Annotated in this window: 24 protein-coding genes and 5 pseudogenes; 15 read left to right on the top strand and 14 right to left on the bottom strand. The window is 67.9% G+C overall.

All coding sequences use genetic code 11. The features are described 5' to 3' along the window. Positions 1 to 24 precede the first annotated feature (24 nt). A complete protein-coding gene (locus DY245_RS31780; RefSeq protein ID WP_128510673.1) occupies positions 25 to 1,932 on the bottom strand; it encodes a glycoside hydrolase family 5 protein in 1,908 nt (635 codons plus the stop codon). 249 nt (positions 1,933 to 2,181) lie between these two features. Here DY245_RS31780 and DY245_RS31775 point away from each other — a divergent pair, with 249 nt between their 5' ends. Beyond that, positions 2,182 to 3,186 (top strand): YdcF family protein, encoded by a 1,005-nt coding sequence (locus DY245_RS31775; protein WP_128510659.1) that lies wholly within the window; start codon positions 2,182 to 2,184, stop codon positions 3,184 to 3,186. 291 nt (positions 3,187 to 3,477) lie between these two features. Here the strand turns inward: DY245_RS31775 and DY245_RS31770 are convergent, their stop codons facing one another. The 3 genes from DY245_RS31770 to DY245_RS31760 all read right to left on the bottom strand — a co-directional run bounded on the left by DY245_RS31770 (position 3,478) and on the right by DY245_RS31760 (position 4,780). Next, entirely contained in the window at positions 3,478 to 3,888 is a 411-nt protein-coding gene (locus tag DY245_RS31770) for a hypothetical protein (RefSeq protein ID WP_128510658.1), read from the bottom strand. A gap of 287 nt (positions 3,889 to 4,175) precedes the next feature. Next, complete coding sequence (locus DY245_RS31765; RefSeq protein WP_128510657.1) at positions 4,176 to 4,562, bottom strand: hypothetical protein; 387 nt, start codon at positions 4,560 to 4,562, stop codon at positions 4,176 to 4,178. After that, positions 4,562 to 4,780 (bottom strand): hypothetical protein, encoded by a 219-nt coding sequence (locus DY245_RS31760; RefSeq protein WP_128510656.1) that lies wholly within the window; start codon positions 4,778 to 4,780, stop codon positions 4,562 to 4,564. Before DY245_RS31760 ends, DY245_RS31765 begins: the two co-directional genes overlap by 1 nt. A 578-nt stretch (positions 4,781 to 5,358) precedes the next feature. Here DY245_RS31760 and DY245_RS31755 point away from each other — a divergent pair. The 4 genes and pseudogenes from DY245_RS31755 to DY245_RS31740 all read left to right on the top strand — a co-directional run. Next, entirely contained in the window at positions 5,359 to 5,811 is a 453-nt protein-coding gene (locus DY245_RS31755) for a DNA-binding protein (protein ID WP_128510655.1), read from the top strand. Positions 5,812 to 6,527: 716 nt separating this feature from the next. After that, complete coding sequence (locus DY245_RS31750; protein WP_128510654.1) at positions 6,528 to 7,049, top strand: hypothetical protein; 522 nt, start codon at positions 6,528 to 6,530, stop codon at positions 7,047 to 7,049. A 360-nt stretch (positions 7,050 to 7,409) separates the two neighbouring features. Further along, positions 7,410 to 7,880 (top strand): DIP1984 family protein, encoded by a 471-nt coding sequence (locus tag DY245_RS31745; RefSeq protein WP_128510653.1) that lies wholly within the window; start codon positions 7,410 to 7,412, stop codon positions 7,878 to 7,880. Between the two features lie 793 nt (positions 7,881 to 8,673). Continuing rightward, a pseudogene (locus DY245_RS31740) lies at positions 8,674 to 9,275 on the top strand (IS5 family transposase); the annotation flags it as partial. A 15-nt stretch (positions 9,276 to 9,290) separates the two neighbouring features. Here the strand turns inward: DY245_RS31740 and DY245_RS31735 are convergent. Continuing rightward, entirely contained in the window at positions 9,291 to 9,929 is a 639-nt protein-coding gene (locus DY245_RS31735) for a LysE family translocator (protein WP_128510652.1), read from the bottom strand. A 737-nt stretch (positions 9,930 to 10,666) separates the two neighbouring features. On the opposite strand from DY245_RS31735, the gene DY245_RS31730 reads away from it, so the two are divergent. From DY245_RS31730 to DY245_RS31710, 5 genes and pseudogenes are all read left to right on the top strand, one after another. Next, entirely contained in the window at positions 10,667 to 11,191 is a 525-nt protein-coding gene (locus DY245_RS31730; protein WP_244943394.1) for a DM13 domain-containing protein, read from the top strand. Positions 11,192 to 11,406: 215 nt separating this feature from the next. Continuing rightward, positions 11,407 to 11,619: pseudogene (locus DY245_RS31725) on the top strand (transposase); the annotation flags it as partial. 2,609 nt (positions 11,620 to 14,228) lie between these two features. Further along, the gene (locus tag DY245_RS48485) at positions 14,229 to 14,351 is read left to right on the top strand and encodes a hypothetical protein (protein ID WP_280525016.1); all 123 of its coding nucleotides are present in this window, start codon (positions 14,229 to 14,231) and stop codon (positions 14,349 to 14,351) included. A 36-nt stretch (positions 14,352 to 14,387) separates the two neighbouring features. Continuing rightward, a pseudogene (locus DY245_RS48480) lies at positions 14,388 to 14,543 on the top strand (NUDIX hydrolase); the annotation flags it as partial. 242 nt (positions 14,544 to 14,785) lie between these two features. Further along, on the top strand, positions 14,786 to 14,917 hold the full coding sequence (locus DY245_RS31710; RefSeq protein WP_128510672.1) for a CGNR zinc finger domain-containing protein: 132 nt from the start codon (positions 14,786 to 14,788) through the stop codon (positions 14,915 to 14,917). 21 nt (positions 14,918 to 14,938) lie between these two features. Here DY245_RS31710 and DY245_RS31705 read toward each other — a convergent pair whose 3' ends face one another. The 5 genes from DY245_RS31705 to DY245_RS31690 all read right to left on the bottom strand — a co-directional run bounded on the left by DY245_RS31705 (position 14,939) and on the right by DY245_RS31690 (position 18,006). After that, the gene (locus DY245_RS31705) at positions 14,939 to 15,856 is read right to left on the bottom strand and encodes an AEC family transporter (protein ID WP_128510650.1); all 918 of its coding nucleotides are present in this window, start codon (positions 15,854 to 15,856) and stop codon (positions 14,939 to 14,941) included. Then, positions 15,853 to 16,962, bottom strand: a complete 1,110-nt coding sequence (locus tag DY245_RS31700) for a pyridoxal phosphate-dependent aminotransferase (protein WP_128510649.1) — start codon at positions 16,960 to 16,962, stop codon at positions 15,853 to 15,855. The genes DY245_RS31705 and DY245_RS31700 overlap by 4 nt, the downstream gene beginning before the upstream one ends. A gap of 220 nt (positions 16,963 to 17,182) precedes the next feature. Then, positions 17,183 to 17,350 carry a hypothetical protein gene (locus DY245_RS44820; protein WP_181923964.1) on the bottom strand — a complete coding sequence of 56 codons (168 nt, stop codon included), beginning with the start codon at positions 17,348 to 17,350 and terminating at the stop codon, positions 17,183 to 17,185. 32 nt (positions 17,351 to 17,382) lie between these two features. Beyond that, a complete protein-coding gene (locus DY245_RS31695; protein WP_128510648.1) occupies positions 17,383 to 17,625 on the bottom strand; it encodes a hypothetical protein in 243 nt (80 codons plus the stop codon). Positions 17,626 to 17,760: 135 nt separating this feature from the next. Continuing rightward, positions 17,761 to 18,006 (bottom strand): twin-arginine translocation signal domain-containing protein, encoded by a 246-nt coding sequence (locus DY245_RS31690; protein ID WP_128510647.1) that lies wholly within the window; start codon positions 18,004 to 18,006, stop codon positions 17,761 to 17,763. Between the two features lie 188 nt (positions 18,007 to 18,194). Here DY245_RS31690 and DY245_RS47040 point away from each other — a divergent pair. From DY245_RS47040 to DY245_RS48470, 5 genes and pseudogenes are all read left to right on the top strand, one after another. Beyond that, positions 18,195 to 18,437 (top strand): annotated as a pseudogene (locus tag DY245_RS47040) (transposase family protein); the annotation flags it as partial. 651 nt (positions 18,438 to 19,088) lie between these two features. Beyond that, positions 19,089 to 19,415: an RNA-binding protein gene (locus DY245_RS31680; RefSeq protein WP_128510646.1), complete on the top strand. Its 327-nt coding sequence runs from the start codon at positions 19,089 to 19,091 to the stop codon at positions 19,413 to 19,415. Then, positions 19,412 to 19,582, top strand: coding sequence for a hypothetical protein (locus DY245_RS44815; protein WP_181923963.1), 171 nt, complete (start codon positions 19,412 to 19,414; stop codon positions 19,580 to 19,582). The genes DY245_RS31680 and DY245_RS44815 overlap by 4 nt, the downstream gene beginning before the upstream one ends. Continuing rightward, positions 19,579 to 20,193 carry a recombinase family protein gene (locus tag DY245_RS48475; protein ID WP_128510645.1) on the top strand — a complete coding sequence of 205 codons (615 nt, stop codon included), beginning with the start codon at positions 19,579 to 19,581 and terminating at the stop codon, positions 20,191 to 20,193. The genes DY245_RS44815 and DY245_RS48475 overlap by 4 nt, the downstream gene beginning before the upstream one ends. Further along, entirely contained in the window at positions 20,169 to 20,612 is a 444-nt protein-coding gene (locus tag DY245_RS48470; protein WP_220377971.1) for a pYEATS domain-containing protein, read from the top strand. The genes DY245_RS48475 and DY245_RS48470 overlap by 25 nt, the downstream gene beginning before the upstream one ends. A gap of 380 nt (positions 20,613 to 20,992) precedes the next feature. Here DY245_RS48470 and DY245_RS31670 read toward each other — a convergent pair whose 3' ends face one another. The 4 genes and pseudogenes from DY245_RS31670 to DY245_RS44810 form a co-directional block, all read right to left on the bottom strand. Further along, positions 20,993 to 22,423, bottom strand: coding sequence for a cellulase family glycosylhydrolase (locus DY245_RS31670; RefSeq protein WP_128510644.1), 1,431 nt, complete (start codon positions 22,421 to 22,423; stop codon positions 20,993 to 20,995). A 936-nt stretch (positions 22,424 to 23,359) separates the two neighbouring features. Next, entirely contained in the window at positions 23,360 to 24,787 is a 1,428-nt protein-coding gene (gene rox, locus DY245_RS31665; protein WP_128510643.1) for a rifampin monooxygenase, read from the bottom strand. Positions 24,788 to 25,076: 289 nt separating this feature from the next. Next, the gene (locus DY245_RS31660) at positions 25,077 to 25,862 is read right to left on the bottom strand and encodes a Tn3 family transposase (protein WP_342354231.1); all 786 of its coding nucleotides are present in this window, start codon (positions 25,860 to 25,862) and stop codon (positions 25,077 to 25,079) included. Next, a pseudogene (locus DY245_RS44810) lies at positions 25,850 to 26,436 on the bottom strand (hypothetical protein); the annotation flags it as partial. The gene DY245_RS31660 and the pseudogene DY245_RS44810, both read right to left, overlap by 13 nt.

Here is a 26,436-nt window from a genome sequence, read left to right as displayed (position 1 = left end):
CTCGGCCGACATGAGTCCGGATACTCACCGTCCGGGTACGTCGGCAGCGCTCCGTGCCAGGGGCCGGCAGAGAAGGGCGTCGGGGCGGCCCAGGTGCCCGAGGCTGCTCGTGGACGCGATGCCTGCCGCGTATGCGTCGGACGGGCACTGGCCTTTGAAGTGGCCGTGGGCGAAGTCGCCGCCCGGGTCGCCGGGCGGGCGGCTGTCGCCGCGATCGAACCATACGGTCCGGCCTGCGGTGCCGAGCTGCGTGCGGGCGGGGGCGCACAGTGCGGCGGAGACCGTCGTGCCGCGCAGACTGTATCCGGTGAGGAAGTAGTCTTCGGGGCACTGGAGTTTGCGGTATCCGGGTGCCCAGTCGCCGCCCGCGGGGACATGGCGCTCGTCGCGTACGACCTCGGGGCGGCTGCCCGGGCGGCGCGGATCGCCGGCGGTGGGGGCGTCGGTGCACAGACCGCGGCCCTGGGTGTGGCTGATGCCGATCAACCGTTCGCCGTCGGGACAGGCCGCTTTGCGGGCGCCCTCGTCCCAGTCGCCCAGGTCCCGTGCGCTCAGGGACTGGACGAAGTCGCGGTGGTCGAGGGTGAGCATGTGCCAGGCCGGGGCGGGTGGCACGGGGCCCGTCCTCTGCGGGGCCGTCGTCAGCTTGCGCCAGGCCGTCGTGCGCCAGTCCCCGCCGTCCAGCACTCCGGTGCGGTGTCCCGAGTTGTCGTACCTCAGCAATGCCCAGCTGTCCCCTGCCGGGCGGCCCTGGGCGTCGGTGCTCCAGCCGACGAGCGGCCAGTAGGCGAAGTCCGTGTCGGTGGCGGCGAGATGGTCCGTCAGGTTGGCGAACCAGGCACGGCTAGCCGCGCCCGACTCGTCGGAACCGACGCCGAACTCGCTGATCCACAGGGGTGCGGTGAAGTGCTGTCCGGTCTCGGCGGCGACGAAGAAGGCCTGGTCGTACAGGACGGCGCGCAACTGGTCGGCCGACAGGTCCTGGTAGCGGGGGTCGCTGGTCTCCCCGATCCCGGTGGCGCCGCTGTGGTGCGGCCCGGTGTAGCCGTAGAAGTGGGCCGAGTAGACGAGCTTCCCGGAGACGACGAGGGTGTGCGAGAGCGTACGGACCGGGGTGAGGGTGGGGCGGCCGTGCGGCAGGCCGTCCACCGGCACACCGGTCCAGTTGATGCCCTCGATGATGACGAGGAGACGGGGGTTGGCCTCGGTCAGGATGCGATCCGCGGCCTCCTGGGCGGCGGCCTGCCAGTCGTGCCCGTCACCCAGGCCCCAGTTGGGGTCGTCCAGGATGTCGCGGCGTACTTCGTTGTAGAGGTCCGCTCCCACCACTCGGCCGTTGTCCTTGTAGCGGCGGGCCATGAAGACCCAGTCGTCGGCCCACTGCCGGGTGGTCTGGGCGCTGTTCCAGCGCTCGTTGCCGTCGATGCCGCAGCACCATCGGGTGGTGTTCGTGTGGTTGTTGAGGATGACGGCGAAGCCGCCCGCGGTGAGCTCCGCCACCACGGCGTCGAAGATCTGCAGCGGTGTCATGCCGCGCAGCCGGGGGTTGGCGGCGACCGCGGCATCGGGCACCGGGGCCGTGGCGTGGATCATCTCGTTGGAGAACGGCAGCCGGATGCTGTTGAGGCCCAGGGCACGGAAGTCGGCCAGCAGCGTGGCGATCCCGACCCGGTCGAGGCCGATCGGGATGCCGTGGGAGTTCTGGCCGGCGTGGTGACCGGCCGGGTCATTGATGTCGCCCGAGCCGTTCCAGGAGCCCTGAGCGCCGTCCCAGTTGCCGGACTTCAGCCGGAAGCGTCTGCCGTCGGCGTCGACGATGTAGCGGCCCCTGGTGGACAGCGGAGCGGTCCATGCCGCTGCCGGGTGCGCCCCGGCCACCGCAGGGTGCGCGGCCGGGGCCGCGGCGGCTCCGGGGACGAAGAGGCCGGCCATCACGAGGCACAGGGCCAGCGCACGGCACACCGCGCGCAAGAAGGTCTTCACGTCATCCGCCTGCTGCTTCGGGAGTGCTCGCCGGCTTTGTCCGGCGGACAGCCGCTCGGCAAGGTCACCACCGAGCGGGCAGGGCCAAGTTACCGGCGGTAAGGCGGATAGGCCATACCCGCGCGCCGGATCCGTGGGCCCGGCGCCCCCAACCACATCGTGTGAAGAGCGCATCATGAATTTGTCTACGATGCAGCCATGTTGGCCTATGCCCCCGCGATCCTCTTCTCCGTCCTCTTCTGCCTCGGCGTGCTGCGCGATCGCCGCAGGTTCGGCAATGCCATCCATCTGGGGCTCGCCGTCACCTTCGCGTTGCTCGCACTGATCGGCAAACTCGGCCGGTCACACGCCCTGTTGGGGGAGATCGCGGCCGTGGCGCTCCTGGCGCTGCCGACGCTGGGAACCGTCGTACTCGCCTGTTTCCTGATCGCCAACGGCGTGAAAATGGTGCGCAAGGAAGGCAGGCGCCTCGCCAACCTGCTGTCGCTGCTGGCCGGACTCGGCATTTTCGCGGTCATCGCGCTGCTGATCGCGGCCGTGGCCCTGCGCTCGCGCACCTTGCTGGTGATCGGGGCGACCGCCGTCGGGCTGGTCGGCTATGTCTCGTTCCTCTTTCTGTGCTTCGTTGGATACGCCTTCCTCTACGGGCGGTTGCCGGTCCGCCGGGACGCCGACTACGTGGTCGTGCTCGGCTCCGGGCTGATCGGCGGGTCCAAGGTGCCGCCGCTGCTGGCCAGCCGGCTGGAACGCGGACGCGCGGTGTACGAGCGGCTGGCCGCCCGCGGCACCGCGCCCGTGCTGCTGACCTCCGGCGGGCAGGGGCCGGACGAGCAGCTCCCGGAGTCCCATGCGATGGCGGACTACCTCATCGAGCGCGGGTTCCCCGCGGACCGGATCGTCCGGGAGGACCGCTCGCGCACCACCGAGGAGAATCTGCGCTTCAGCCGGGCGATCATGGAAGCGGAGAAGCCGGACTACCGGAGCGTCGTGGTCACCAACAACTACCACGCCTTCCGCGCCGCCTTGATGGCCCGGAAGACCGGCGTCAACGGTCAGGTCGTGGGCTCCCCCACTGCCGCGTACTTCTGGCCCAGCGCGACGATCCGCGAATTCGCCGCGGTGTTCCTGGAGCACAAGGTGGTCAACCTCGGTGTCTGCCTGCTGCTCGTCCTCGGCGGTGTGCTCATCTGGGGGATCCGCTGAGCGGCCGGTTCCGAGGGAGCGGGCACCGGCGGCCGGAGGCGCCACCGCACGGCCCGCCGGTGCCCCTCTCCACGCCCGGGCTTCCTTGAGCTCGATCTCGACGCATGCCGGCCATGAGGCGCCGACGTTGACGAGTTCGTGCCCGTCCCTGGTGCGAAATCCCAGCTCGTGACGCGCACCCGCTCCCTGGCTGCGCATTCCTTCCGGCACCTCGACGAACGAACGATGATCTTGGCCCGCATCGACAGCGAAGAGGCCCATTACGCCGACAAGGCCGTCGGTGCACTCCGCTCAGCAGGCATCGAGGTCCCGCTCGCGCAGGCCGTGCAGGCCGATATCGACGACGAATGGACATGGGCCGCCTACCCCATGCCGTGGCTCACGCGCGAGGAAATCCTTCAAGTCAGCGCCGAGGCACAACAGATCCACGACGACATCGCCTGCGGCCGCCTGATCATCCACGCGCACACCCGCGACGCCCACACCACGATCGACGAGTCCGCTCCAGATGCACTCCGTGCTTATGAGCGGATGGCCGACACCATCACAGACGCCATCGAAGCGCTCAAGCGCTCCGCAGGCGACGTGCCGCCCAGCGCCATCTGCCAGCAGCTCACCGCCACCATGAACTACGCGAGTCAGCTCACAGCCGAGCTGCACTACGCCTTGGCCGCCACGCACCGGCCAACTGGCTTTGTTCACGACTCATGGTCCTGGCTCAACTTCTGTGGCGAAAGGGCCGCCGGGGCCAGTCGGCTGGGGCTGAGCACGCACGGAATGGCAGGTCAGCTCCCGTCGCTGGGGACGTGTCTGGGCGTGGGCTTGCAGCTCCACAGATGTCCGTTGTCAGCGAAGTTGGTCGTTTGCCGTGCGCTGACCTGTGTCGACTGGAATGGTTGGCAAATGATCACGCGGGATCCGTGGAGGCGGGACGGTCGATACACGGCAAGTGGTCCCCGGGCCCCACCTGAACGAAAGGCATCTGTCGTTCACTGTGGGTCGGCCACGGAGATGTTGTACGTGAGCAGCCATGGCTGGTGCCCCTCGCGACGGCAGCGCACCCACAGCTGCACCGGATCACCGTCGTAGCGCTCGCGCCACGAGGCGGTGTTGGCCCAAGTGGGGGCGCAGGACCGTTCCAGAGCGAGATTGCGCCCCTCCCTCAGCTCCATAACAGCGGCGGGCACCTCGCGGCCGTTGGCGGAGGCGCCGTCGATGCTGGGCTTGAAGCGGTACGGCCCCCACACGGTATCGGCAATCTCCTGCTCGGACGGGCCCCCGCCGAGGCCCACGCCGTGGGTGTAGCCGTCGTCTCGGATGCTGACCTCGACCGCGCCCAGATGCTCCAGCGCTGGCGGGCCCTCGAACGTCAGCATCAGGCCGGCTGGTCCGCCCCGGGCCCAAGCCGGGTGACCGTGACGTCGAAGCGCGGGGTCATCTCGTGGTGCCACCGCTCCCGTTCGACCTGCGCCACCATCTCAGCGGCGGCATTCGCCCTCTCGGCCGCCTGATTGGAGTGCTGCGCGGCCTCGTTGGCGCTACGCCTGATCAGCAGCGCGACAACCGCAGTGCCGACACCGGCGAGCGCGGACAACCCACTGAGGCCATCCGCCCAGGACACATCTCCCATAGCCGAGCGTGCTATCCCGCGCGGGGCACGTCCGGGGCGGTGCGGGGCACCGAGTGCTGGCAGCACGTTCACCTCACACGACTCGATTCGCCGGCAAGGAAGCTACGACGACGGGGTTCACTGTCAAACGCCTCGATTGGATGACGGCGGGCACCCATGTCCCGTCGCAGATGATCTGGTTCACGGTTGGCGCCGTGACCTGCGGCGACCAGAAACGGTGAGACGCCAGAGGCGGCGGTTTTCTCAATCGATCTGGTCCCGCAGGTATGGATGCCGGCTGTCGTCTCAGTTGTTCCAGTCTGGCTTTGGAGCGTCGGATGCCTGGGCGGACAGCCGCGCCCAGGTCATGCTCCGGCCTCGGCTGTAACCGATGACGAGTCACTCCTGGAACCCGGCCCGTGGCTTTGATCCGGCGTTCGACCGCGCGGCGCTGCTGGTGGATCCGCCATTCAGCTGCCCCGTATTCGACGAAAGCACTAACCAAACAGAATGTTCACAATGATTCGTTGACAACAACTAGTGTGCTGATCCATCCTGGCTGCATGACATCGACTCCCGATCAATCCGCCGGCTCCTTCACGCCCCCGCATCCGGACCAGGCACGGGCGCACCGCGTATACGCGTCCCTGCTCCGCATCTCCGAGCGACACGCGGCCACCGACGAGCAACGCCGACGACAGGTTCACCCCTCCGTCATCGGGCCGCACGAAGCCATCAGGCTCGTGTCGTTCCTGCTCAGCGGAGCCGCACAGCTCGATGACGGCGAGCCGGAGGTGGACCACACCGACATCACCGCTGCGTTGAGCCTCATGCCGCTGGCTCGCGGGGACATGGACGAACTGGAAGCCGGACTCCTCCAGATGGCGCGGGGCCGCGGCATGACCTGGCCGGAGATCGCTTTCAGTCTCGGACTCGGCACTCCTCAAGCCGCCAGGCAGCGCTATGAACGACTGGTCGCCCGTACCGCCATCGACGGGGAGCAAGGCCCGGAGTAGAACAGGGCTGCCTCGTCTCGATGAACGAGCCGAGAGCGAGAGCATCATCGGATCGGGCCGTGGCGGACCAGATCATCTGAGACATCGAGCGAATCGGGCCCGTTCACTTGAGACGGGGACCAGATCGCCGGATACGGGACAGTAAACGCCTCGATTGAATGCGACGGTTAGCAGTGTCCTTTGACGTCGAAGTTAGAAGATGACTGTCCCCAAAGTTCCGACCACACCAACTGAGGCCCCGAGCACGGCCGCTAACCCTTGGCCCCTGCGCCACATTCCGATCCGGACCAGCTCGGACGGTCCACGTCACCGGCAAGAAGGCCGAAACGACTGGGTTCGCCGTCAAACACCTCGATTGGATGACAACGGACAGCAGGGCTGGCTTCGTCCATGAGCATGGACAGCTCTTCGACACCGATCCGGGAGGCACGAGGGCCCCGAGACCGGGGCGAATGTTCACGCGTTTCGGTTCTGGCTCAACTTCTGTGGTGACAGGGCCGGGGCCAGTCGGCTGGGGCTGAGCACGCACGGGATGGCAGGTCAGCTCCTGTCGCTGGGGACGTGCATGGGTGTGGGCTTGCAGCTCCACAGAAGTTGAGCCAGAACCCGAGTTTCGACAGCGCCGTGCCTTCCTAGCGGGCCGGCTGGGCCGTTCGCGGCGTACTGACGTACGTTCGACCCATGACGCACGCCATGGAATCCCGCCCGGCGGCCCAGTGAGCGGCTGGTGGGCCTACCTGGAGGAACAGACCCTCCAGGAGGTCGACGCGAACGTGCTGCACGACCGCCGGATGACGGCAGTCAAGGCCGTGTGGGAGGCCCTGCGCCCACTGGGGTTGGGCCTGCGCGAGGCGGAACAGGTGGTCCACGCGCGATACGAGGCCCTCGGCGACCGCGTGCACCGAAGGCCGCCCGATCCGCTTGACATCCCCTCACTCGCAGCCCGTGCCGCGGTCCTCCCGGGCCGGGTGGCCGCGGTCGAGGCTCTCTGGGACGGCGACACCATCCATGACTGGTTCGTGCTGCTGGCCGCGGTCCTGGACGACCCAGCCGGGGAAGGCCACCTGGCGACTGTCCACCACCGCCCTGGCGGGCCCCCGCTGGGCACCGCTGCCGCCGAGGCGGGCCGGGCCCTGGCCGACCACCTCGGGGTGCCGTTCCACTTCGCCTCCCCGGACATCCCCGACGACGAGGCCCCGCGCTGGCGGACAGTCCAGTGTCCGTCCGAAGGGTCATGATCGGAACCATAGGTGGATCGCGGCGACGCCCGGGAGCAAGGCAGGGCGCCGGGTGCCTCCCGTTCTCGTGAACATGCCCCCGGGCCGATCCGGCCGCCTCCCGAGACGGTTGACCGCTCGCATCCAATCGAGACGTCTTCTCGGCGAGCCCAGTCGTTTCACCTTCCGTCTCAGTGCACCTAGTCGTACGGGTGATCGCACTGGGGTGCGCCGGGTGGTCGTACCGGCTGGCGTGGATCTTGCAGAGCCGTGCATCGAGTGCCCGGTCCGGGCTTCGGCGGATCGAAAAACCTGGTGCGTTTGAGCCGGTTTAAGTCCGTATACTTGTGCGAAATTCACGGCGGACGGGAGGTGGAGACCGTGAAGCTTGCTGAGGCGCTGGCAGAACGTGCGGAGGCGACGCGTCGTGTAGAACAGCTGCGAGCGCGCGTCGTTGGCAGTGCGCGGTATCAGGAGGGTGAGACGCCCGCCGAGGATGCAGCCCAGTTGCTGGCCGAGGCCGGTGAGGTGCTGGGTGCCCTTGAGACGCTGATCCGGCGGATCAACCGAACCAATGCCGCAGTGGAGATGGGCCAGGACGGCACACTCACCGACGCGCTCGCGCGCCGGGATGTGCTGCGGCTGCGTCACTCGGTGGTCACTGCGGCGGCGGATGCGGCAGCGGGTACGGGCGAGCGGGGATACGGTCGCCAGCTTCGATCCGAGCTCATGATGCTCTCCGCGCTTCCGGTCGCGGAACTGCGTGGTCAAGCAGATGTACTCGCACGGGAGATCCGTGAAATCGATGTGCGGATCCAGCGTACGAACTGGGAGGCCGATCTGCTGGACTGAGCAGTCCCGGCAGAGCGTGACGATGTGGAGCAGGTAGCTGTTTCGGAGGCGTGCACACACCGAGGGCCGGCGGTTTCCGGCCCACTCCTGGCGCGTGAAGAGCAACGCAGGGGTTCAACTCCCCATCAACAGTGCAGCTCAGCACCGCGTACAGGTAATGGTGCATATCGCACAGCACATCACCACGTGCAGATCCGGGGCAGTGAGGGCGGGTTCGGGGTTTCCCACATCGCAGCAGGCCAGATCATAGGAGATGGCATTTCCTGGCGGACACCGTTGGCGATTTCGACGGTGGCCGCCAAGTGACCTCGCTACGGCAGGATGATGGCCTCAGCCTGTGCGGGGAGGGGCTGCTGGCTACGGCTCCGACTGCATCCCTTACGATCCGCGTCGACTGGATTGAGTGAGACGCGACTGGCTTCGGCGAGAACGAACAACGGTGAACAACCTCCGTCGGAACTCGTGAACATAGCCACAGGGCCGTACCGGCGCCGAGATCCACCACCGCATCACCGCATGCCTGCTGGATCGCCCGCGAGGAAGGGCTGACCTAAGGACTGTCCCGTAACTGCTGGTCACGGGTGAGATGCTCACTTGCCCCTCCTCGTTCCGCAGAGCGCATCGTCGGCCCGAGGAACACCCCGCCGTCATCTCCGTATTCAGCGACCAAAGCGCACATCTCAATCAGCAGCCAAGGCGCCCCGGAGAGCCGGACGGCCACTCCAGTCAAGCCACGGTCGGCACAGCATGGCCAGCCACATCCGGCCCTCCTGGGCCACCCAACAACTAACGGAGCATGGTCAGCATGCACTCCACCTCCTGCCGTGCCCACCAGCACGCCGCAGGTGCACGTAAGCGCACACCTCGCGTTCCGGGCAGGCCTCGCCGACCCGTTCAGCACCGATCCGACGAGGCTCTCGGCCGTTCCCGGGGCGGGCTGACCTGCGAGATCCACCTGGCCGGTGAGGGCGGACGCCGTCCGCTCGCCTTCGTGATCGCACCCGGCCAGTGGGGCGACGCCCCACAGCTGATCCCGGTCCTGGAGCGAATCAGCGTTCCGCGCCCGGAAGGCGGGCATCCTCGCACCCGTCCCGACCATCTCGGCGGCGACAAGGCGTATTCGTCCCGCCGAAACCGCCGCTACCTGCGGCGGCGCCAGATCAGGCACACGATCCCGGAGCCGAAGGGCCAGCGGGCCAACCGAAAGCGCCGTGGCAGCAAGGCGGTTGGCTCACCGGCTTCGACAAGACGATCTACAAGCGCAGGAACGAAATCGAGCGGACGATCAACGCCCTCAAGAACTTCCGGGCCGTGGCTACGGGATACGACAAACGCGCGTACGTTTTCCACGGCACCGTCACCGTCGCAGCGATCCGCCTATGGCTCCGTCCATGATCTGCCGGGCAGCACCTAATCCTTGCGGCCTGTCGCGGCGACGGTCACGCCGAGGCCAATCATCGTGAGCCCACCGACCCCGCCGACCAGGGCGAGCCGCCGCGGTGAGCGGGCAAACCAGCTCCGCGTGGTGGCCGCGACCAACCCCCACACGCTGTCGGAAGCCACCGCTATGACATTGAAGACCAGGCCGAGCACCAGCATCTGAACCGTGACGTGCCCCTGGTCACGGTCGACGAACTGAGGCAGTACGGCGGCGAAGAACACGATGGTCTTCGGGTTGGCCACGCCGACCGCGAACCCCTCCCACAACGTGCGCAGGGTGCCATGCGCGGGACCGTCACCGGTGAACGCGGCATGCAACGACCCGCGCTGCCGCACCGCCTTGACACCGAGATACACCAGGTACGCGGCGCCCACGAGCTTCAGCGCCGTGAAGACGAGGACCGAGCGCTCCACCACGGCCCCGACCCCGAGCGCCACGGCCACGACGAGCACATAGGCCCCGAGCGTGTTCCCCGCGACAGTGGTCAGCGCGGCACGGCGCCCCTGCGCCAGGGCCCGCCCGATCACGAACAGCACGCTGGGACCGGGTATCACAATCAGCAGGAACGACATGGCCGCGAAAGCCAGTAGTCGGTCGGTAGACATCATGAAGCCCATGTAACACGGAGACCGTGCACGCCTGCAGCCCATTTCCGTGCATGGACTCCCTGCCGATCAGAGAAGAACCGGCCTGCCATCAGACGCCGCGAACTGTCCAGCGGTGATCCGCCGGACGGGCCCTGGTCCGAGCACGGTTGCAAGGGCAGGTCCAAGGTCGTCAACGGGGACATCGCGGACCTCGGCACCATCGGATTCGATAGCGACATCTCCTCGGTCTTCTTCGGCTGACCACTCGGCCCACTGCACGCGGTGATCTCAAACAGCGCCGCGTGCAGTGGGCGGCCTGACTTCGCCGGGCAGGTGCGGGATGTTCACCGGCCGGGCTGAGTGACCGGTGGCGGCGCTGCTGCTTGCGCGAGCAACAGGACGGCGAGGACGGAGCCTACGAGGCGTGGGCAGGCCGAAAGCGGTGGCTCTGGTGTCGTCGCCATCCGTGACGGTGAGCTGCGGCCGGTTGCGCCAGGTGGCGTCTCATGACTGCGAAGCAGGGGTGGCCCCGATCGTCATGGAGGCGCAAGGGTCGCACCCTTCGCCGCCCGGGTCGGGACTGCCGGCCTGGCTGGTTACCGGTGTCTTACGGGGCGTCCTCCCCGGTACCCCGACGGGGCGGCTGCGGGTTTGCTGGACGCATGCTTGGGCTGGCCGATCGCGGTCGGCCCGTTTGTCCCCTTCAGGAGGTCTTGGTGTCCCGAGTGTCCCGCCGTACCTACGTGGCCCTCCTTCTCGTGCTGGTGGTCGTCGCCGGGATCGGGCTCTATCTCTTCCAGCCTTGGAAGGCGTTCACCGACACCACGGTGAACGAGTCGCTGCCCACCGCATCCGCCCCCGAAGTGAAGGACGGGCCGCAAAAGAAAGACAACGCCGGCGTGAAGGACGGGGAACCGTCGATGACCAGCACGAAGCCGAAGGACCTCGCTGAAGGTCGCTTCGTCACCCACGAGCACGACACCAGCGGCACCGCCCGTACAGTCCGGCTGGCGGACGGCGGCCAGGTGCTGCGTCTGGAGGACCTCAAGACCTCCGAGGGGCCGGATGTACGGGTCTATCTTTCGACCCGGGCTGCCGATGCGGCGAAGGCTGGGCTCGATGACGGGGCAGTCGCGCTCGGGAAGCTCAAGGGCAACCTCGGAAACCAGAACTACACCGTCCCGGCCGGCACGGACCTGCCGAAGTTCCGCAGCGTCGTGATCTGGTGCGAGCGGTTTTCGGTCTCCTTCGGCGCCGCCGACCTCGCCCCGGTGACGGGCTGACCCGTTGAACATCCGACCCGCCCCCGCTTTCGGCCCCGCCCGCCGAGTCCTCATCGTCGAGGACGCTCCGATCGTCGCTGAGGTCGACACCGGCTACCTCACCGCACTTCCGGGCCGTAGCGATCCGGTATGACAAAAGAGCGTACTTATTTCAAGGCGCTGTCACCGTCGCAGCGATACATCTGTGACTGCGCATGTGCCCCCTCGGACAGGCTCTAGCCGGTGTCGCCGGCCTGGCGCCGGTCCCAAGGGACTCCGGGCGGATCAGCGGCAACATGCGCAGACCTCGTCGCTACTGCCGACGCCTGCTGCGGGTCTTCTACATGTCATCGATGGTGGCCGCTCCGTCGTGCCCCACGTCGAAGGCGTTCTACGAACGTAAGAGGGCTGAGGGCAAGAACCACAAGCAGGCCGTCACCGCTCTCGCATGACGCCGACTGTGTAGATCCGCACGGGGACGTCCCCGGCGGCACCGGGCACCGCGGTGTCCTGCACGGAGCCGACGTCGATCGGATGGGTGAGGCCCGTCGTAGCTGACAGCTGCTGGACCGGGCCGACCGTCGGCCCGGTCCATGGGGCTGTCCAGCTGACAGCAGTCAGTATCAGTACTGGATGGTGTGGTTGTAGAGGATGTTCCGGGCCGTCGAGCCGCTGTCCAGGCCGTAATCGGGCCGGTCGTTGACGAAGTACTCGCGGAAGCTGGACTGCCAGGTCCGGGACATCATGGAGTTGCTCTTCATCCAGCCGCCGTCGACCTGGGACCACAGGTCGACCAGCGCGGTGGCAACGCGGGCCTCGCAGGCGTCGCCCGGGTCGATGCCGTTCGTGGAGCGGTCATTGGCGAGGTTCATGGAGCTGCCGTTGCCCCAGTAGTACGTGGTGTCGTTGAAGGTGTGGAACGCCACCGCGTTGGCGAAGCCCTCGGTCCAGCCGCAGCTGGTGGAGGAGGTGCGGTTGACGTAGTGGGGCGAGCAGTTGCTCACGTTCGGCCACCAGCCCTTGTAGAGCTTGCCCATGAGGGCGTGGCCCGCTTCGTGGACGGTGGTGTGCTCGGAGTCGGGGTCGTTGTCCGCGAGGTGGATCTTGTCGTCGTTGGTGGTCCAGTACGTGCCGTCGGTGGAGCCGGGGTACCACTGGACAGTGACCGGGGTGCAGTGGCCGTCCTGCTGGCTGGTTGCCCAGCAGTTGGTCGTGGAACCGCGGTTCCACCACAGCTTGTTGAGGGTGTCGAGGGTGTGCCAGGCGCGGCTCTGTCCCTCGTTGGCGTACACGTTGCCCAGGCTGGTGTTGCCCGAGATGTTGTTCAGCGAGTACGTGGCGGTGGAGTAGANCCCGAGATGTTGTTCAGCGAGTACGTGGCGGTGGAGTAGAGGCGGCCGCTGCCGTCGACCACCGACCACATCCGGCCGGCCTGTGTCTGGAACTCCACCCATGCCTGGGAGATGACAGAGGCACTTGGGGTGTAGCAGAGGTTGAACTTGCCGTCGCCGTTGCCGGTCATCCCCGTGGCGAGCTTCTGCGTACCGCTGTTGGCGGTCGGCTTGCCCCACAGGGTGATGTTGACGTTGCTGACCGGCTCGTCCCGGTTGGCCTTGCCGTTCCAACTGCCGCCCTCGGCGGACTGGAAGCGGTTGCGGAAGGTGCCGCTGACGCAGACCTGGGCGTTGGACGTGGCCGCGGCGGTGGTGCGCGGGGAGGCCGGGGCCGAGGCAGCCGAGGCATGGGCAGAGACAGGAGCAGGGGCAGCGGCCTTGGGGGTGACCGGGCGTGCCTTGCGGGCGCCGGGCCCGGGGCCGTGGACCGGCGCCGCGTCGGCCTTGGTGACCGAGACGCCCTTGTCGGAGGAGCCCTTGGATGTGCCGACGGTGAGTTCCACCGAGTCGTGCCCGGCGCGGCGCGGGTCGGGACGGTCGATGTCGCTGATGTCCGCCTGGATCTGGGCGGGTCCGGCGGCGACGGCCTTGACCTTGAGCTTGACGGTGTGGGTGCCGGGGGTGAGGGCAAGCGTCTGGCTGGTGCGCTGGCCGAAGGTGTCCGTTGTGGGTGCGGCGAGGCCGGATTCCTCGCCGGTCATCCGGAGTGCGGGCGGCAGTTGGACGGACAGGCCGGCGTGCTTGACGTCGGCCTGCGCCTCGACGTTCACGGTGAGGGTGGCCTGCTCGCCGACAGCAGGCAGATGGTCGAGAGAAGCGGTGACGCCGAGACAGCTGAGCGGCGCCTCGGAGCTCTTCTCCGCGGGGCGGATCGTACAGGTGCCGCCTGCCGGGGTGGTCGTGCCCGCGAACGCGGACGGCACGACGACGATTGCCAGACAGGCGCCTACGCCTGCCAGCGCGGTCAGAGCGGCGGGTCTCGTGACCCGTATTCGGGACATGGGCATGCCTTTCTGCGGCGCGCACGACCCCGGTCTGGCACGACCGGGTCCGGTGCACGCGGGCAGAGCTGTGAGGGGGGTAGGGCACTGCACCCCGGGCACTGCAGCCGTCGACCATCGGATCGATCGTTGGCCAGAGCAACACCCTGAGTGACAGTGGCCGAAACCATATACCTATGGCCTGCGCATGTCATCGCTCAATGCAGAAAATGTGGATCAGTGACGAACCAGACGGGACCAAGCGCAGATTGACGGACGCTCACCGGCGCCGAAGTCCAACCGCTACGGCCCGAAGCAGCGACACCAACAGCGAGCTGATCCACCGCCCGCTGCCGGCCTTCCGTACGAACGACGAGGCGGGCCGACTCGCAGCAACTGCCTGCCTTGACCCGCTCATCGGCAGGTGGCCCACCGCCCTCTTGGACTGCGCGGCCAGCCCAGGGCACCAGCTCGCCACCACCGAAGACTCCACCACCGGCCGCAGGATCAGCCTCAACATCGACAACTTCGACCGGCTCCCCTACCCCAAACGCCACCACAGCCGTCGACGGCTATGCGTGAACCTCAGCCCCGCTCTCGTCACTTCCTCATTGGAAATGTCCGACGTTCGACAGATCTGGCGCACGCTGCCCGGCGGACTGGCCATCACGTACGGTCTGCGACATGACGGTAGAGGATTCGCAGGCCCCAGTACCGCGGGTGCAGCTGGTCATTGGCATCATCCGCAGAGGCAACGAGATGCTGCTCGTGCGAGAGAGCCCCGGCGCCGGCGGTGAGATTCTCTGATCCCTCCCCGGTGGCGGGATCGAGGACGGCGAACTCATGCACGAAGCCCTCCGGCGTGAGTTACAGGAGGAGACGGGACTGCTGGTCGGCGACCCGGTGCGGACCGCATCCCTCATTCACACCGACTCCGAGCAGTACCCTTCGGCGTTGGCCGCTGCCTTCGAGATCGACGAGTGGTCGGGAGACGTCGCGCCGGAGGACGACGACATCAAACAGGCCGCATTCTTTCCCGTGCCCGACGCCCTGAAGCTGCTCGGCGAGCTGGACAGCGCAACGCAGCGAGAGCCCCATCATCGGTTATCTGACGAGGGATGTAGCGCCGGGAACCACCTGGTTGTACCGCAACCGGGGCAAGGAGGAGACGCTCGTCGCCCGCTGGTGACGCCAGACAGTGGCCACCACGCGAAGATCACAAACTACGGCTGGAGTAACGGCTGGGCGTCTGCGCGCTGGACTCCTGCCGGACCGCCTTCGTCGGCACCAGCCGCAGCGGTCGCCGCGCCTACTGCTGCACGCGCTGTGCCAACACCGATGCGGTCCGCCGCCACCGCATGAAGCGGCGCTAGCGTTCCGCCCGGTTGCAGGCGCTATGCCGAGACCAGTGCCAGGACGAGCGGGACGGCGGCGATGCCCAGAAGTGTCTGCGTCGCGGTGATCCCGGCCATCAGCGGTGCGTCGCCGCCGAGTTGCCTCGCCATGATGTACGAGGACGATGCCGTGGGCAGAGCCTGGAAGAGCACGGCGATGATCAGCGCCTGGGAGCCCAGGCCGACCATCTGAGCCGCCAGGAAGGTCGCGGCGGGCATGAGGGCGAACTTGACGGACGACGACGTGAGGATCGGCGCCGCCCACGACCGTGCCGTACCGAAGCGCAGCGCGGCGCCGATGCACAGCAGCCCCAGCGGCATCGAGGCGGCTCCGAGTGCCTGGAGCGCCGGCTCGATGCCCGGCGGCAGGCGCAGATCGAGTGCCTGAAGGAGGATGCCTCCCGCGCACGCGAGGATGAGCGGGTTGGTCACGAGCTGTTTGACGATGCCCGTCAGGCGCAGGCGTGCGCTCCCGAACCGCGCGAAGACCAGCACGCACAAGACATTGACCGTGGGTACGATCGCCGCGTTGCAGACCGCGGCGGTGGCGACGCCCTGGGTGCCGTACAGGCCGGCGGCGATGGTCACGCCGATGTAGTTGTTGAACCTGACGCTGCCCTGGAAGACCGAGGTGAAGCCGTCGTGCTTCAGTCGCATCATGGGCCTGAAGGCGATGACCAGCACGGCGACTGCCACCGTGGAGGCGACCAGAGTGCCTGCCAGGGCCCGCACCGGCAGATCGTCGGTGTCAGCCGTCGCCAGGCTGTGCAGGAACAGAGCCGGCAGCAGCACGTGATAGCTGAGGCGCTCGGCTTCGGACCAGAAACCCTCGGCCGTGATCATCGATCGCTTGAGCGCGTAGCCCAGCGCGATCAGCAGGACGACCGGAATCAGCGCCTTGACGGTCAGTGCGATCACGCCGGGATCCCGTCCAGCGTGGCGACGATGATGCGGCAGCCCTCTTCCAGGGTGGCGATGTCGGTGGCGAAGGAGAGCCGCAGGTGGCCCGGCGCACCGAAGGCGCTGCCCGGGACGGTCGCGCATCCCGCTTCGAGGAAGGTGTCCGCTGCTGCGAGGTCGTCGCTGGTCGCAAGGCGTGGAAAGAGGTAGAACGCGCCGTCTGGTTCCACCGTTTCCAGGTGCCGGCTCTGCCGCAGAATCGCCAGAGCCGCATCGCGCCGTCGGCGGTATGTTTCACATCGTTCCGCCAGAACCTCCTGAGACCCCTCCAGGGCGGCGACAGCGGCGATCTGGCTCACGGTCGCCGTCTGCGTGCAGTTCTGCGACTGCACGGCGGTGATACGACGGACAAGTTCGGACGGCCCGAACCCCCAGCCGACCCGCCAGCCGGTCATCGCGTACGCCTTGGAGACGCCGTCGACGAGCAGGATCCGCTCGCGCAGGTCAGGCGCGACCTGCGCGATGCTGATGTACTCCCCCTCGCCGTAGCGGATGTGGGCGTAGATCTCGTCCGAAAGGATCATCGCCGAGGGGTGCCGTCGCAGAACCTCGGCGAGACCGGCCAGGGTGTCATGGCTGTAGGTGGCGCCCGAAGGATTTCCGGGAGCGTTGAGCACGACCCAGCGCGTGCGTTCGGTCATGGCCGCTTCCAGGGCGTCGGGAGCGAGTCTGAACCCCGATTCGGCCGAGCAGGGAACGATCACGGGCACGGCGCCGCACAGGCGAACCATGTCCGGATAACTTGCCCAGTAAGGCGCCGGGATGATCACCTCGTCGCCCGGGCCCAGGGTGGCGAAGAGCGCGTTGAAGATGACCTGTTTGGCACCGCACCCCACGGCCACCTCGGCATCCGTGTAACTCAGGGCGCGGTCTCGTTCCAGCGCGTGCCGTGCGGCACGGCGCAGTTCCGGAATCCCGTTGGCTGGGGTGTAGCCCAACGGGCGGGCAGCGGCTTCCTGGGCGGCAAGAGCCGCGTGCACAGGCGGGGCGAAGTCGGGCTCGCCGAGCGTGAGGTCGATGATGCGACGGCCTTGCGCGCGATACTCGGCCGCGCGGCGGGCCATCTCCAGGATGGGTGAGCCGGAAGGTGTCACCGGGCAGCCAGTCACCGGTCAGCCCTCCCCAAGGCGAACGGAACATCCGTAGAGCCGGTGGCCGTTCCGTCTCGCTGGTGGGGGTGGGAAGAGCCAGTGCCCTGGGCACTGGGTGTCGAAGAGCGCATGCCGACAGGCTGATGTAATACCGCGAGGCATGACAACCATTACAGGATTCCCGCGAGAGGACTCAGCAGGCCGGACTCCCCGACGCCCCGAAAGCAAGGGCCGCGGCCATCGCTTCGCCGTCCGCCACGATGCTGAGCAGTTCGTGTGTCGGCCGGCCCAGGGCCGCCGCGAGATCGGTGACCGTGCAGCCTGCTCCCAGCACCGAGGCGACGCGGAGCGCCTGCAGCACGTCTTCGCGCAGGTAGCGCAGCCGGTGCGTGATCAGTTGGTCAGTGGCGGCAGGGGGCAGCCGACGGTGACCTCCGCGATCCCGCCGCAGACCTCGATCGCCTCCTCGCGTACCAGGGCGGCGGCCAAGTCCCCGACGTACAAAGGGTTTCCCGCCGCCTTCTCGGCCATCCGCCGCAGTCGCGGACCGGGCCTGCCGCCACACACGTCAGCCAGCAGCGCTGAGACCGCCGACGGATGGTCCACGAGATCGGCCACGACTGGTTGGCTGCTCACGTAACGCATCCCGCCGAGCTCGGCGTGCAAGTGTGGCAATACCGGGCGGCGTCACTGAGAAGAGACGGCCGCCGACGCGTTCGCTGCCCTCGAACAGGTCCACCACGAGGGGACCGCCGCGCCGCCGAAGCTCTTTCAGCACGCTGCTGTGCTGGCTTCCGGGCCGAGCAGCCGCCAGGCGGCGTACGCCCCGGACACCCCGGCGCCGATGACGGCAACGTCGATCACGCCGTCCCCACCCTCCGCCGAGGTGGCCTGCTTGGGCCCCTCTTGGACGAGCGGGCGCGCCTGCGCCGGCGTGCCCAACGCTCCGTCAACGACGGCGGCGGCGCCGAGCACCCCAGTCCCCTTGAGCAGATCGCGCCGCGTTGGTTTGCCCATCTCCGGCAGCCTCCCAGCCTGGATGTCCTCGTTATGTCACCTGCCGCGGCTACCAGACTCACATCATGACAAAGAGGGCATTTGTCGAACTGTTGGTGGCGTCGACTCACGAGTCGCGGGGGTGCGCGCTCCGAGCGGACCGAAAGCTGCGCGGCGGTGTGCCGGCGCCCGGCGTGTGATGCGGCTGCGCCGACGGCGGGTACGTCGGCACAAGGCTGCTCATCCCACATCGACGCCAAGCCGGCCGGGAACTGTCCGCGTGGCAGGAGAACACAACGCATCCCACCTGCGGGGACGTGCACAAGTCGAGCACGTCTTCTCCCGCATGAAGACCTGGAAGATCCTCCGCGCCCGCCCGCCTCAAAGGCGACGGCGTACATCAGGCGATGCGGCGCAGCACCCGCCTCCACAACCTCGCCCTCGCCGGATAGCAACCTCCGTCCAAGGCCCGCCCCGCACCATGACCAACCCGAAGATCACTCACTGACAACCTCTGGACAGCAATTGCCATCACCACGGGTTCATCGGTCGACAGCAGCGGGGAAGCACCACTGCTCTGTCGTTTCTCGCGAACAAGCGCGAACCCAGTGATCACTAACTGCTGCTGAAACTCGGGACCAAACGCTGTCGTCCGACGTGAACGAAGCCACTCATCACCCTGCACGCGCTTCACTGCCTGTCCGGACACCCCGTCGACCGGCTCCTGCGAGCTCTTCCCGACCTGCGGACCGAGGAGCTGACCGCCTGTTTCACCGCCCAGCCCCTCAAACCGCTACCCGAACGGGTGGACCACCCAGCCCGTCCGCACCCGCTGCCTGGCCGCCCTGGGCATCACCACCCACGCCTCGCACCACGTCCCGGTCAGCACCAACGTCTGCCTGCGGCATGGCCGTTGGATCGGCCGGCACGGCCGGCAACTCGACCTGCACACCGTCCCCGAGGTGATCCGCGCACAGCGGCACCACTACAACCTCGTCCGCCGCCACGGCCAGCAGATCGTCACCTACGCGATGGCCGAGGCCACCGACATCTCCTTCCGCTGATGGGACAGCAATCGGTTCGACCGGCGATGGCGCCGCCGCATGACCGCGCTCAGCGGCCCGAAATGGATGACCTTCAAGGACGACATCGAGCTCGTCGCCTGCACCTACCCGGACATCGTCACCCTCGCCGGCCTGTCCGCCTCTTCCCATCTGCGGTTCCTGCCCTTCACCGGCAACGACCGGGATCTGCAGCGGTTCATCCGGGAGGTCCGCGTCCGGGCGGCCACCGGCTACACCCTCGAAGCCGCCGACAAGCGCGACCCGCTCCTCCGCTGGATCGAGGAAGAACCACGCGACCGCAGCCTCCCCTTCTACCCCTGGCGCCCTGCGAGCCGTCCAGACCCTGACCAGGTGAGCACCCCATGACGACCGCATCCCCGCTGCGGCGGACACCAACGGCCCCGGCCGTGATCGGCCACGTCCGCGCGGCAGCAAGCCAGAGCCCCGTCCCGCAGATCAACACGCTCATACAGGCCGGCGTCGACGAAGAGGACATCTACATCGAGCGCACGAACGGCCACAAAACCGCATGACCCGAGCGGGACCTGCTGCTGCCCCAGCTCCGCTCCGGCGACACCATCACGGCCACCAGCTCGACCAGCTCTTCCACTCCGTCCAGAACCACATCATCGTGGGCACCGACCTACGAGACCGCGGCATCCGGCTCCACACCGTCGAGCAGGGCATCGACAGCAACACCCTCGACGGACGCGACTTCTTCGCCATGATGTCCGTCTTTGCCGACATGCACCGCGAGCTCGTGCTCGCCCCCACCAACGACGGTCCTGCCGCCGCCCGAGCCCGCGGCAGGACCGGCGGACGACCCCACGACTCACCCCGGAACAGATCGAACAAGCGCAACAGCTCTACGACTCCGGCACCCCGGTTCCGAAGATCGCCCCACTTTCAAAAAGGACTGGATACCTTTTCTGACGACTTTAATCTGGCCGATCGTGGTGCTGACCCTCGCGTTCAAGTTCCGCGCTGGGTTGGGGCGACTCATCGAAGCGATCAACAGCCGAGGCGAGCGCGGCGACTCCTTCGAGGCGGGGGCATCAGGGATAAGGCTCGGGCCCTCGTCCCCACAGACCCCGGCCGGGCGCGCAGCCCGTTCTTGAAGTGCCGCCGCCGCTGGCCGAACTGACCGAGGCCCCGACCGAGGCCGCTCCCAGAGTGCATCTGGTTCACAGCGCGCACCGCGACAGTGCAATCGACCGAAACGGCTACAGGTACTTTCGGCTCCGCATCGCGCTTGAGGGCGACACAGAATCCGATCTCGACCGTGTTATCAGGGTTGTCTACCACCCGCACCCGACATTTCGGGATCCCGACCGCGTCGTCACCAATCGCTCGACCGGCTTCGAGCTCACCACGGCGGCCTGGGGGGGGTTTCAACCTGACAGCCGACGTCCATGTGAAGGGCAGCACCGAGCCCATCCGGCTGGAGCGGTACCTGAATTTCTCACCGCGCGACCGATCTCAACCGGGGCTGAAACCGTGAGGTCGGTCTCGGCCCACTCACACCCGCTCGAAGCGACCAAAGGATGCCCGCAGACACGATGAACCGAGACACAGCCACCCATGCACACCTGGCGGACACGATGAACTGAGACGCCAACCTCGGACCGTCTCACCACACAATGCATCATGCCTGGTCAGAGCACTCACCGAGAGCTAGACCAAATGAGACAGGACAGGAACCATCATCATCACCCGCCGGTGTCCCTGACCGCTGTCGTCCAATCGAGGCGTTTGGCAGCGAACTCAGTCGTTCGGGCTTCCTTGCCAGCGAACCTAGGCGTGTGAGGTGAACGTCGATCGCATGGCCTGGGGGAGGTGGTGTCACCGGCTCCGGAGGCAGGTGCTTGCCCGCAGTGATGTGGAGAAGGTTTCTTCAGTTGATGCGGGGCCGCGGGCCGCAGCCCCCGAGCGAATCGGGTGGGCTACCTCGGACTGATCGTGACCCTGTAGGTGGCTCCGGCCCTGCCGTGGGTGCTCACGGTGACGGTCTGGCCGTGGTCGTCCCAACTGGCCTTGCTGCCTTGGATATCGACGCGGTAGCCGCCTGGGTACGTGTCCCTGGGCACGGTGATCCGGGTGGGTCCCTCTGCGTTGTCGCGGGTGCGGAAGGTGAGCGTGTAGGTGCGTGTAGCCGGGTCGTACGCGAACTTGAGCGGGTCGCCCGCGACGGCCCGCGCGTACGGCTGGACGAGCAGCTGGGCGTTGGGCTTCGCGGCGCCCGTCTGGTCGAGGAAGCAGTAGCCGCCGCCCCGGCACCACTGCCACCACGTCCAGCCACTGGAGAAGCGGTCCAGGGAGGCCGTCATGTCGGTGACGAACTGGCTTGCGTGCGGAACGTAGGGGTTGCCGCCCCACTCCCCCACGATCACCGGCATGCGGTTACGGGTCGGGTAGTCGCTGATCGCGGCCTCGTAGGCGGGGATGAAGGTGCCGTTGGGGTCGTAGTCGGCGCCGGTTTCCATCGCGGTCTCGTAGAAGTGCGGCGCGTAGCCGGCGTGCGGGTCGTCGATGTGGCCCATCTGGGTTGGGACGCCGACACCGACGATGACGGTTGGTTCGACGAATACCCACGACCTGTGGTCGACCAGGCGGATCGCCCGGGCAAGGCGGTTCCACAGCTCGGTGAGCTCGGTGGCCTCGAAGCGGGCCGCGGCGGCGGGGAGGTCTTCGCCTTCGAGGAACTTCGCGAACGGCTCATTCATCAGGTCGTAGCCGAGCAGCGCCGGGTGCCTGCCCAGGGCGGAGGCGACCGTCATCCACATGCGAGCGTGCGCGGCGCGGAGGTCGGCGTCCTTGTACAGGTGGTCAAAGGCGGTCTGTACGGATGGCTCGAAGTACTCGGAGAACCAGTCGTCGGGTATCGGCCAGAACGGCAACCCCTCGTCGCGGGTGGCCCAGTCGGGGACGCCGCGGGAGCCGAAGTGGGGGCCGTATACGTCCTGGTGGGCGTCGAGGATGACCTTGATGTGGTAACGGTTGGCCCAGTCGAGGATGCGGCGCATCTTGGTGAGGTAGCCGCGGTCGTAGTGCCCGGGGGTGGGTTCGAGGTCGTCCCAGAAGAACGCGAGGCGCGCGAGGTTGAAGCCCCGGGCGGCCATGTCTTTGAGGTCGCTCTCGTGAATGTCGGCGAACGCGTTGGTGCCTCGGCTGCTCTTGTCGGCGAGGTTGAAGCCGCGCCACTGGAGCGCGCGGCCTTGGCCGTCGGCGATGAAGGTGCGGTCACCGACCGTGACCCGGTCGGGGGCACGGTCGGGGGCGCGGTCGGGGTCGGCCTGGGCCTGCGCGGGGAGGACGCCGAGCAGGAGGGCGGCCACGGCGAGGGCGACGGGGGCGACGCGGGAGGTCAAGCGCATGCAGGAGCCCCTTTCGAGGATGGCTGCTTGGGCGGCGTGCTACTGGCCGGCCGGATGCTACTGGCGGGTGGGTCAAGTTCCCAGGAGTTCACGGGAGTTGGCGGGGATTCCTTCTTCAAGGGCTTCCCCGGCGTCATCGCCGGGGGATTCCCCAGGGTCTTCGCCGGGGTCTTCCTCGAGGCCTTCGCCGGGGGTTTCCTCGGGCTCTTCGCGGCGCCCGGCCCGCGCCAACCACCTCAAACCCAGCTACCTGCACGGCTTCCTCACCGGCTCGCCGAACCGGTTCGGCAAACCCCGCCTCGAACGTCTCGCGCTCCTGACCGGACACCCGCCAGAACTCCTGCAACGAGTCCTGACCCATACGCGTTCGTCTCACCGACGCCGCAAGCCGGGCCTGGCCTCCGCACCTCCCAAGAAGATCGACAAGAGAGAGCTATACCGACGCATCCGGAAGGATGCCGAGACGGAAGGACTCTCGGCAGAAGCCCTGGCAGACGGCACAACGTCACCTGGCGGACCGTCCGAGCCGCCCTGAATAGCCTCGAACCCCGCACGCGCAAGCCGATGCCTCGCCGACCAACCACCATCGATCCTGTTCAGGACCTCGTCGACTCCATGATTGAAGCTGGTCACGGCCCCGCAGAGATTTGGGCGAAGCTCATGGACGAGCACGAGACCTCGATCTCCTACGGCACCATCAGGCTCTACGTCCAGAACCAAGCACCACTACCTCCACGTCGCAGGGCACCCTTGCCAACCAATCAAGTCCGCCCAGGTCACCAACTCACAGTCGACTAACTTCGCTGTCCAAGGACAGTCCCGGTCCGTCCCGCCCGCCCGGTCATCGGGCCCGGGACGGACCGCAGGGACACAAGATCACCATGCGGCACCCGGCCGCGCACGCGGCGGCAGCGCACGCGGCCCACAACTGCGCACTCAGCTGACGGCAGCGCCGAACCACCTGGGCAGCTGGCCGAGCAGATCCTGCTGGTCTTCGCCGACCCACGCCACGTGGCCGTCCGGCCGCAGCAGCACTGCGGGCACGTCCAGTTCCTCGCTGACGTCGACGACGTGGTCGACCCGGTCTGCCCAGCCCTCCACCGAGAGCCGGCCGGTCTGGTCGAGCAGCAGCCCGCGGCCGCCGTGCATCAGCTCGTAGAGGCGCCCCTGCTTCAGCCCCACGTCCCGCATCCGCCGGCCGAGCAGTTCGTGGCCCTCGCCGAAGTCGTAGCGGACCCCGACCGCAGTGATCATCTCGGTCACGTACCGGTTCACCTCCTCGAAGTCCAACAGCTTCGAGAACAACTCCCGCAACGCCTTTGCCCCCGGATCGGCCCCCAGCAGCACGCCCTGCGCGAGGTTGCTGGTCAGCACGCGGGCGCCCTCCGGGTGCCGTTCGGCGTGGTAGCTGTCCAGCAGCCCCTCCGGCGCCCAGCCGTTGACCTCGGCGGCCAGTTTCCAGCCGAGGTTGAACGCGTCCTGGATGCCAAGGCTGAGGCCCTGCCCGCCGGTCGGCGGGTGAATGTGCGCCGCGTCGCCGGCCAGCAGCACCCGCCCGACCCGGTAGCGCTCGGCCTGCCGGCTGGCGTCACCGACCCGGGACAGCCAGCGCGGTGAGTGCGCGCCGAAGTCGGTGCCGGCGAACACCCGCAGCCGCTGCTTGAACTCCTCGAAGGTCGGCGCAGTCCCACGGTCCTCGGACACCTCTTCGGCGGGCACGATGATGCGGTACACCCCGTCCCCCATGGGCACGGTGCCGAACCGTACGTGGGTCTTGCGGATCTCGGCCGTGACGGCGGCCAGCGTCGCCGGCTCCTCGGTCACCTCCACATCACCCAACAACGTCTCGACCTTGGCGGGCTCACCGGGGAAACCGACACCGAGCAGCTTGCGCACCGCACTGCGACCGCCGTCGCAGCCGACCAAGTAGCGGGCCTGCAGCCGCGTGCCGTCGGCCAGTTCGGCGGTTACGGCGCGCTCGTCCTGGCTCAGCCCGATCAGTTCGCTGCCGCGCCGGATCTCGGTCCCGAGTTCGACGGCTCGCTCGGTCAGCAGGCGCTCGGTGACCGGCTGCGGGACGGCAACGCCGTACGGGTGTGCGGTGTCCACCCCGTCGGGCCACGGCTTGGCGATGCCGGCGAAGAACCCGCCGACCTGGAACTTCTCGCTGACCGCGAGGAACCGGTCGAGCAGGCCGCGCTGGTCCATCATCTCGACGCTGCGCACGTGCAGGCCGCGCCCGCGGGACTGCCCGGTCGGCTCCGCCAACTTCTCCAGGACAACCACGTGCACACCGTGCAGCCGCAGTTCGGCGGCCAGCATCAACCCGGTCGGTCCACCGCCGGCAACTATTACATCGATCATCGAAAATCCCCGTTTCCGCAGGTCCTGACTTCGTCCGCTGATTCTGCGGCAGGACCCGGGTCTTGCCGCAAGTCCCCCCGTGCGCTATACCTTGAGAGTGGCAAGGAGTGGGTAACCTCCTTGCCTTCGTCTTTTGTCGTCCGCTGTGGACGGACAACCTCCTCGCGAAGCGGCGTCGCGCCGCGTACGGCGGTACGTCCGAACAGCACCTGGTCGCCGTGTAGCGCGCAGCATGCCGAAGGGCGGCCCCGGCCTCCATGGCTGGGACCGCCCTTCGGCGTACAGGCCGTCAGCCGCTCACCGGTGCATCCTCAACCACCCGCTGTCCGGGCAGGGTGATCCGGGAGCCGAGGTCCAGGCGGGAACTCATGTCGAGTTCGAACCTGCCGTACGGATTCACGTGCGTCCAGAACAGCGGTGACGGGCCCCTGCGTTCGGCGTCGGTGAGCCGGTCGGCCCACTTGGGGTCGACCAGGACCTGCTGCCTGAGCAGGGTGTTGACGTGGACCAGGGCGGACTGGAGGAGGGGCAGGGCCAGCATGCTGACCTCCTGGCTCTCCCGGTCCTTGCCGGTCAGGTCGCCGTCCTTGCCGTAGAAGAGGTCCTGGTTGGCCGAGTTCCAGTTCTCGACCACCTGCAGGCCCTCGTTGATCTCCTGCCTCATGTCGGCGTCGGACAGGTAGTCGCAGATGAACGCCGTGCGCACCACCCGGCCCAGCTCCTCGATTGCCTGGTAGGTCGGGTGCTTGGGGCCGCCCTTGGTGAAGCGCCGCAGCGCCTGCTCGGCCTCTGCGGTGCCCAGCCGCAGGGCGGTGGTGTACTGCACGATCTGGTCGTACTGCTGGGCGATCAGGCGCACGGTCCTGCTGCCCGTCCGCAGCATGCGCAGCGATTCCTCGACGATCTCTGCCACGGTGAGGCGTGGGTCGAGAGCGGCGCCCGGATCCTGGTGGACGTGCTGGACGCGGCTGCGGTATCTGCGCAGCGCGCTGTCCCGCAGCCGGCCGATGTCCTCGCCGTCCATCGTCACCCGGCCCGCCGAGGGGGTTTCAAGACGGGCGATCATCCTGGCCATCGTGGTCTTGCCCGATCCGGATTCGCCCAACAGGGCGTAGGTCTCCCCCGGCCGATGGACAGGCTGACCCCGTCCACAGCCCGGCCGGTCCCTTTGAACTCCTTCGCCAGGTGCTCGGCCGCGATCAGAGGGGCCGGGCCCGGTTCTTCCGATGCCGGGGCAGCGTGGCTCCGGCGGGTCCGGGTGGTGGTGGCCAGCTTCCGGGAGGCGGCCACCAGCGCGCGGGCGCGGGGGTGGTGCGGGAGGTCGAGGAGTCGGCGTGCGGGCCCGGTCTCCACAATCCGCCCGCCGTCGATCACCGCGATTCGGTCGGCCCGTTCGGCGGCGACGTCGAGGTCGTGGGTCACCAACAGGACCTCCGTGCCGTGTTCGTGTGCGAGGGCGCCGATGCGGTCAAGGATCTGTCGCTGGACGGTGGTGTCGAGGGCGCTGGTCGGTTCGTCCGCCAGGAGCAGGCGCGGCCGGGCGAGCGTGGCCATGGCGATGAGGACGTAGAAGTACGGGACGGTCGCGTAGCGGCAAAGGGCCCGGGAATCGGTGCTGAGGACGTGCTCGCACTCGCCGGCCGTCGCCG

The sequence above is a fragment of the Streptomyces inhibens genome (assembly GCF_003389455.1).
GTDB lineage: Bacteria > Actinomycetota > Actinomycetes > Streptomycetales > Streptomycetaceae > Streptomyces > Streptomyces inhibens.
This window is presented reverse-complemented; position numbering and strand designations above follow the sequence as displayed.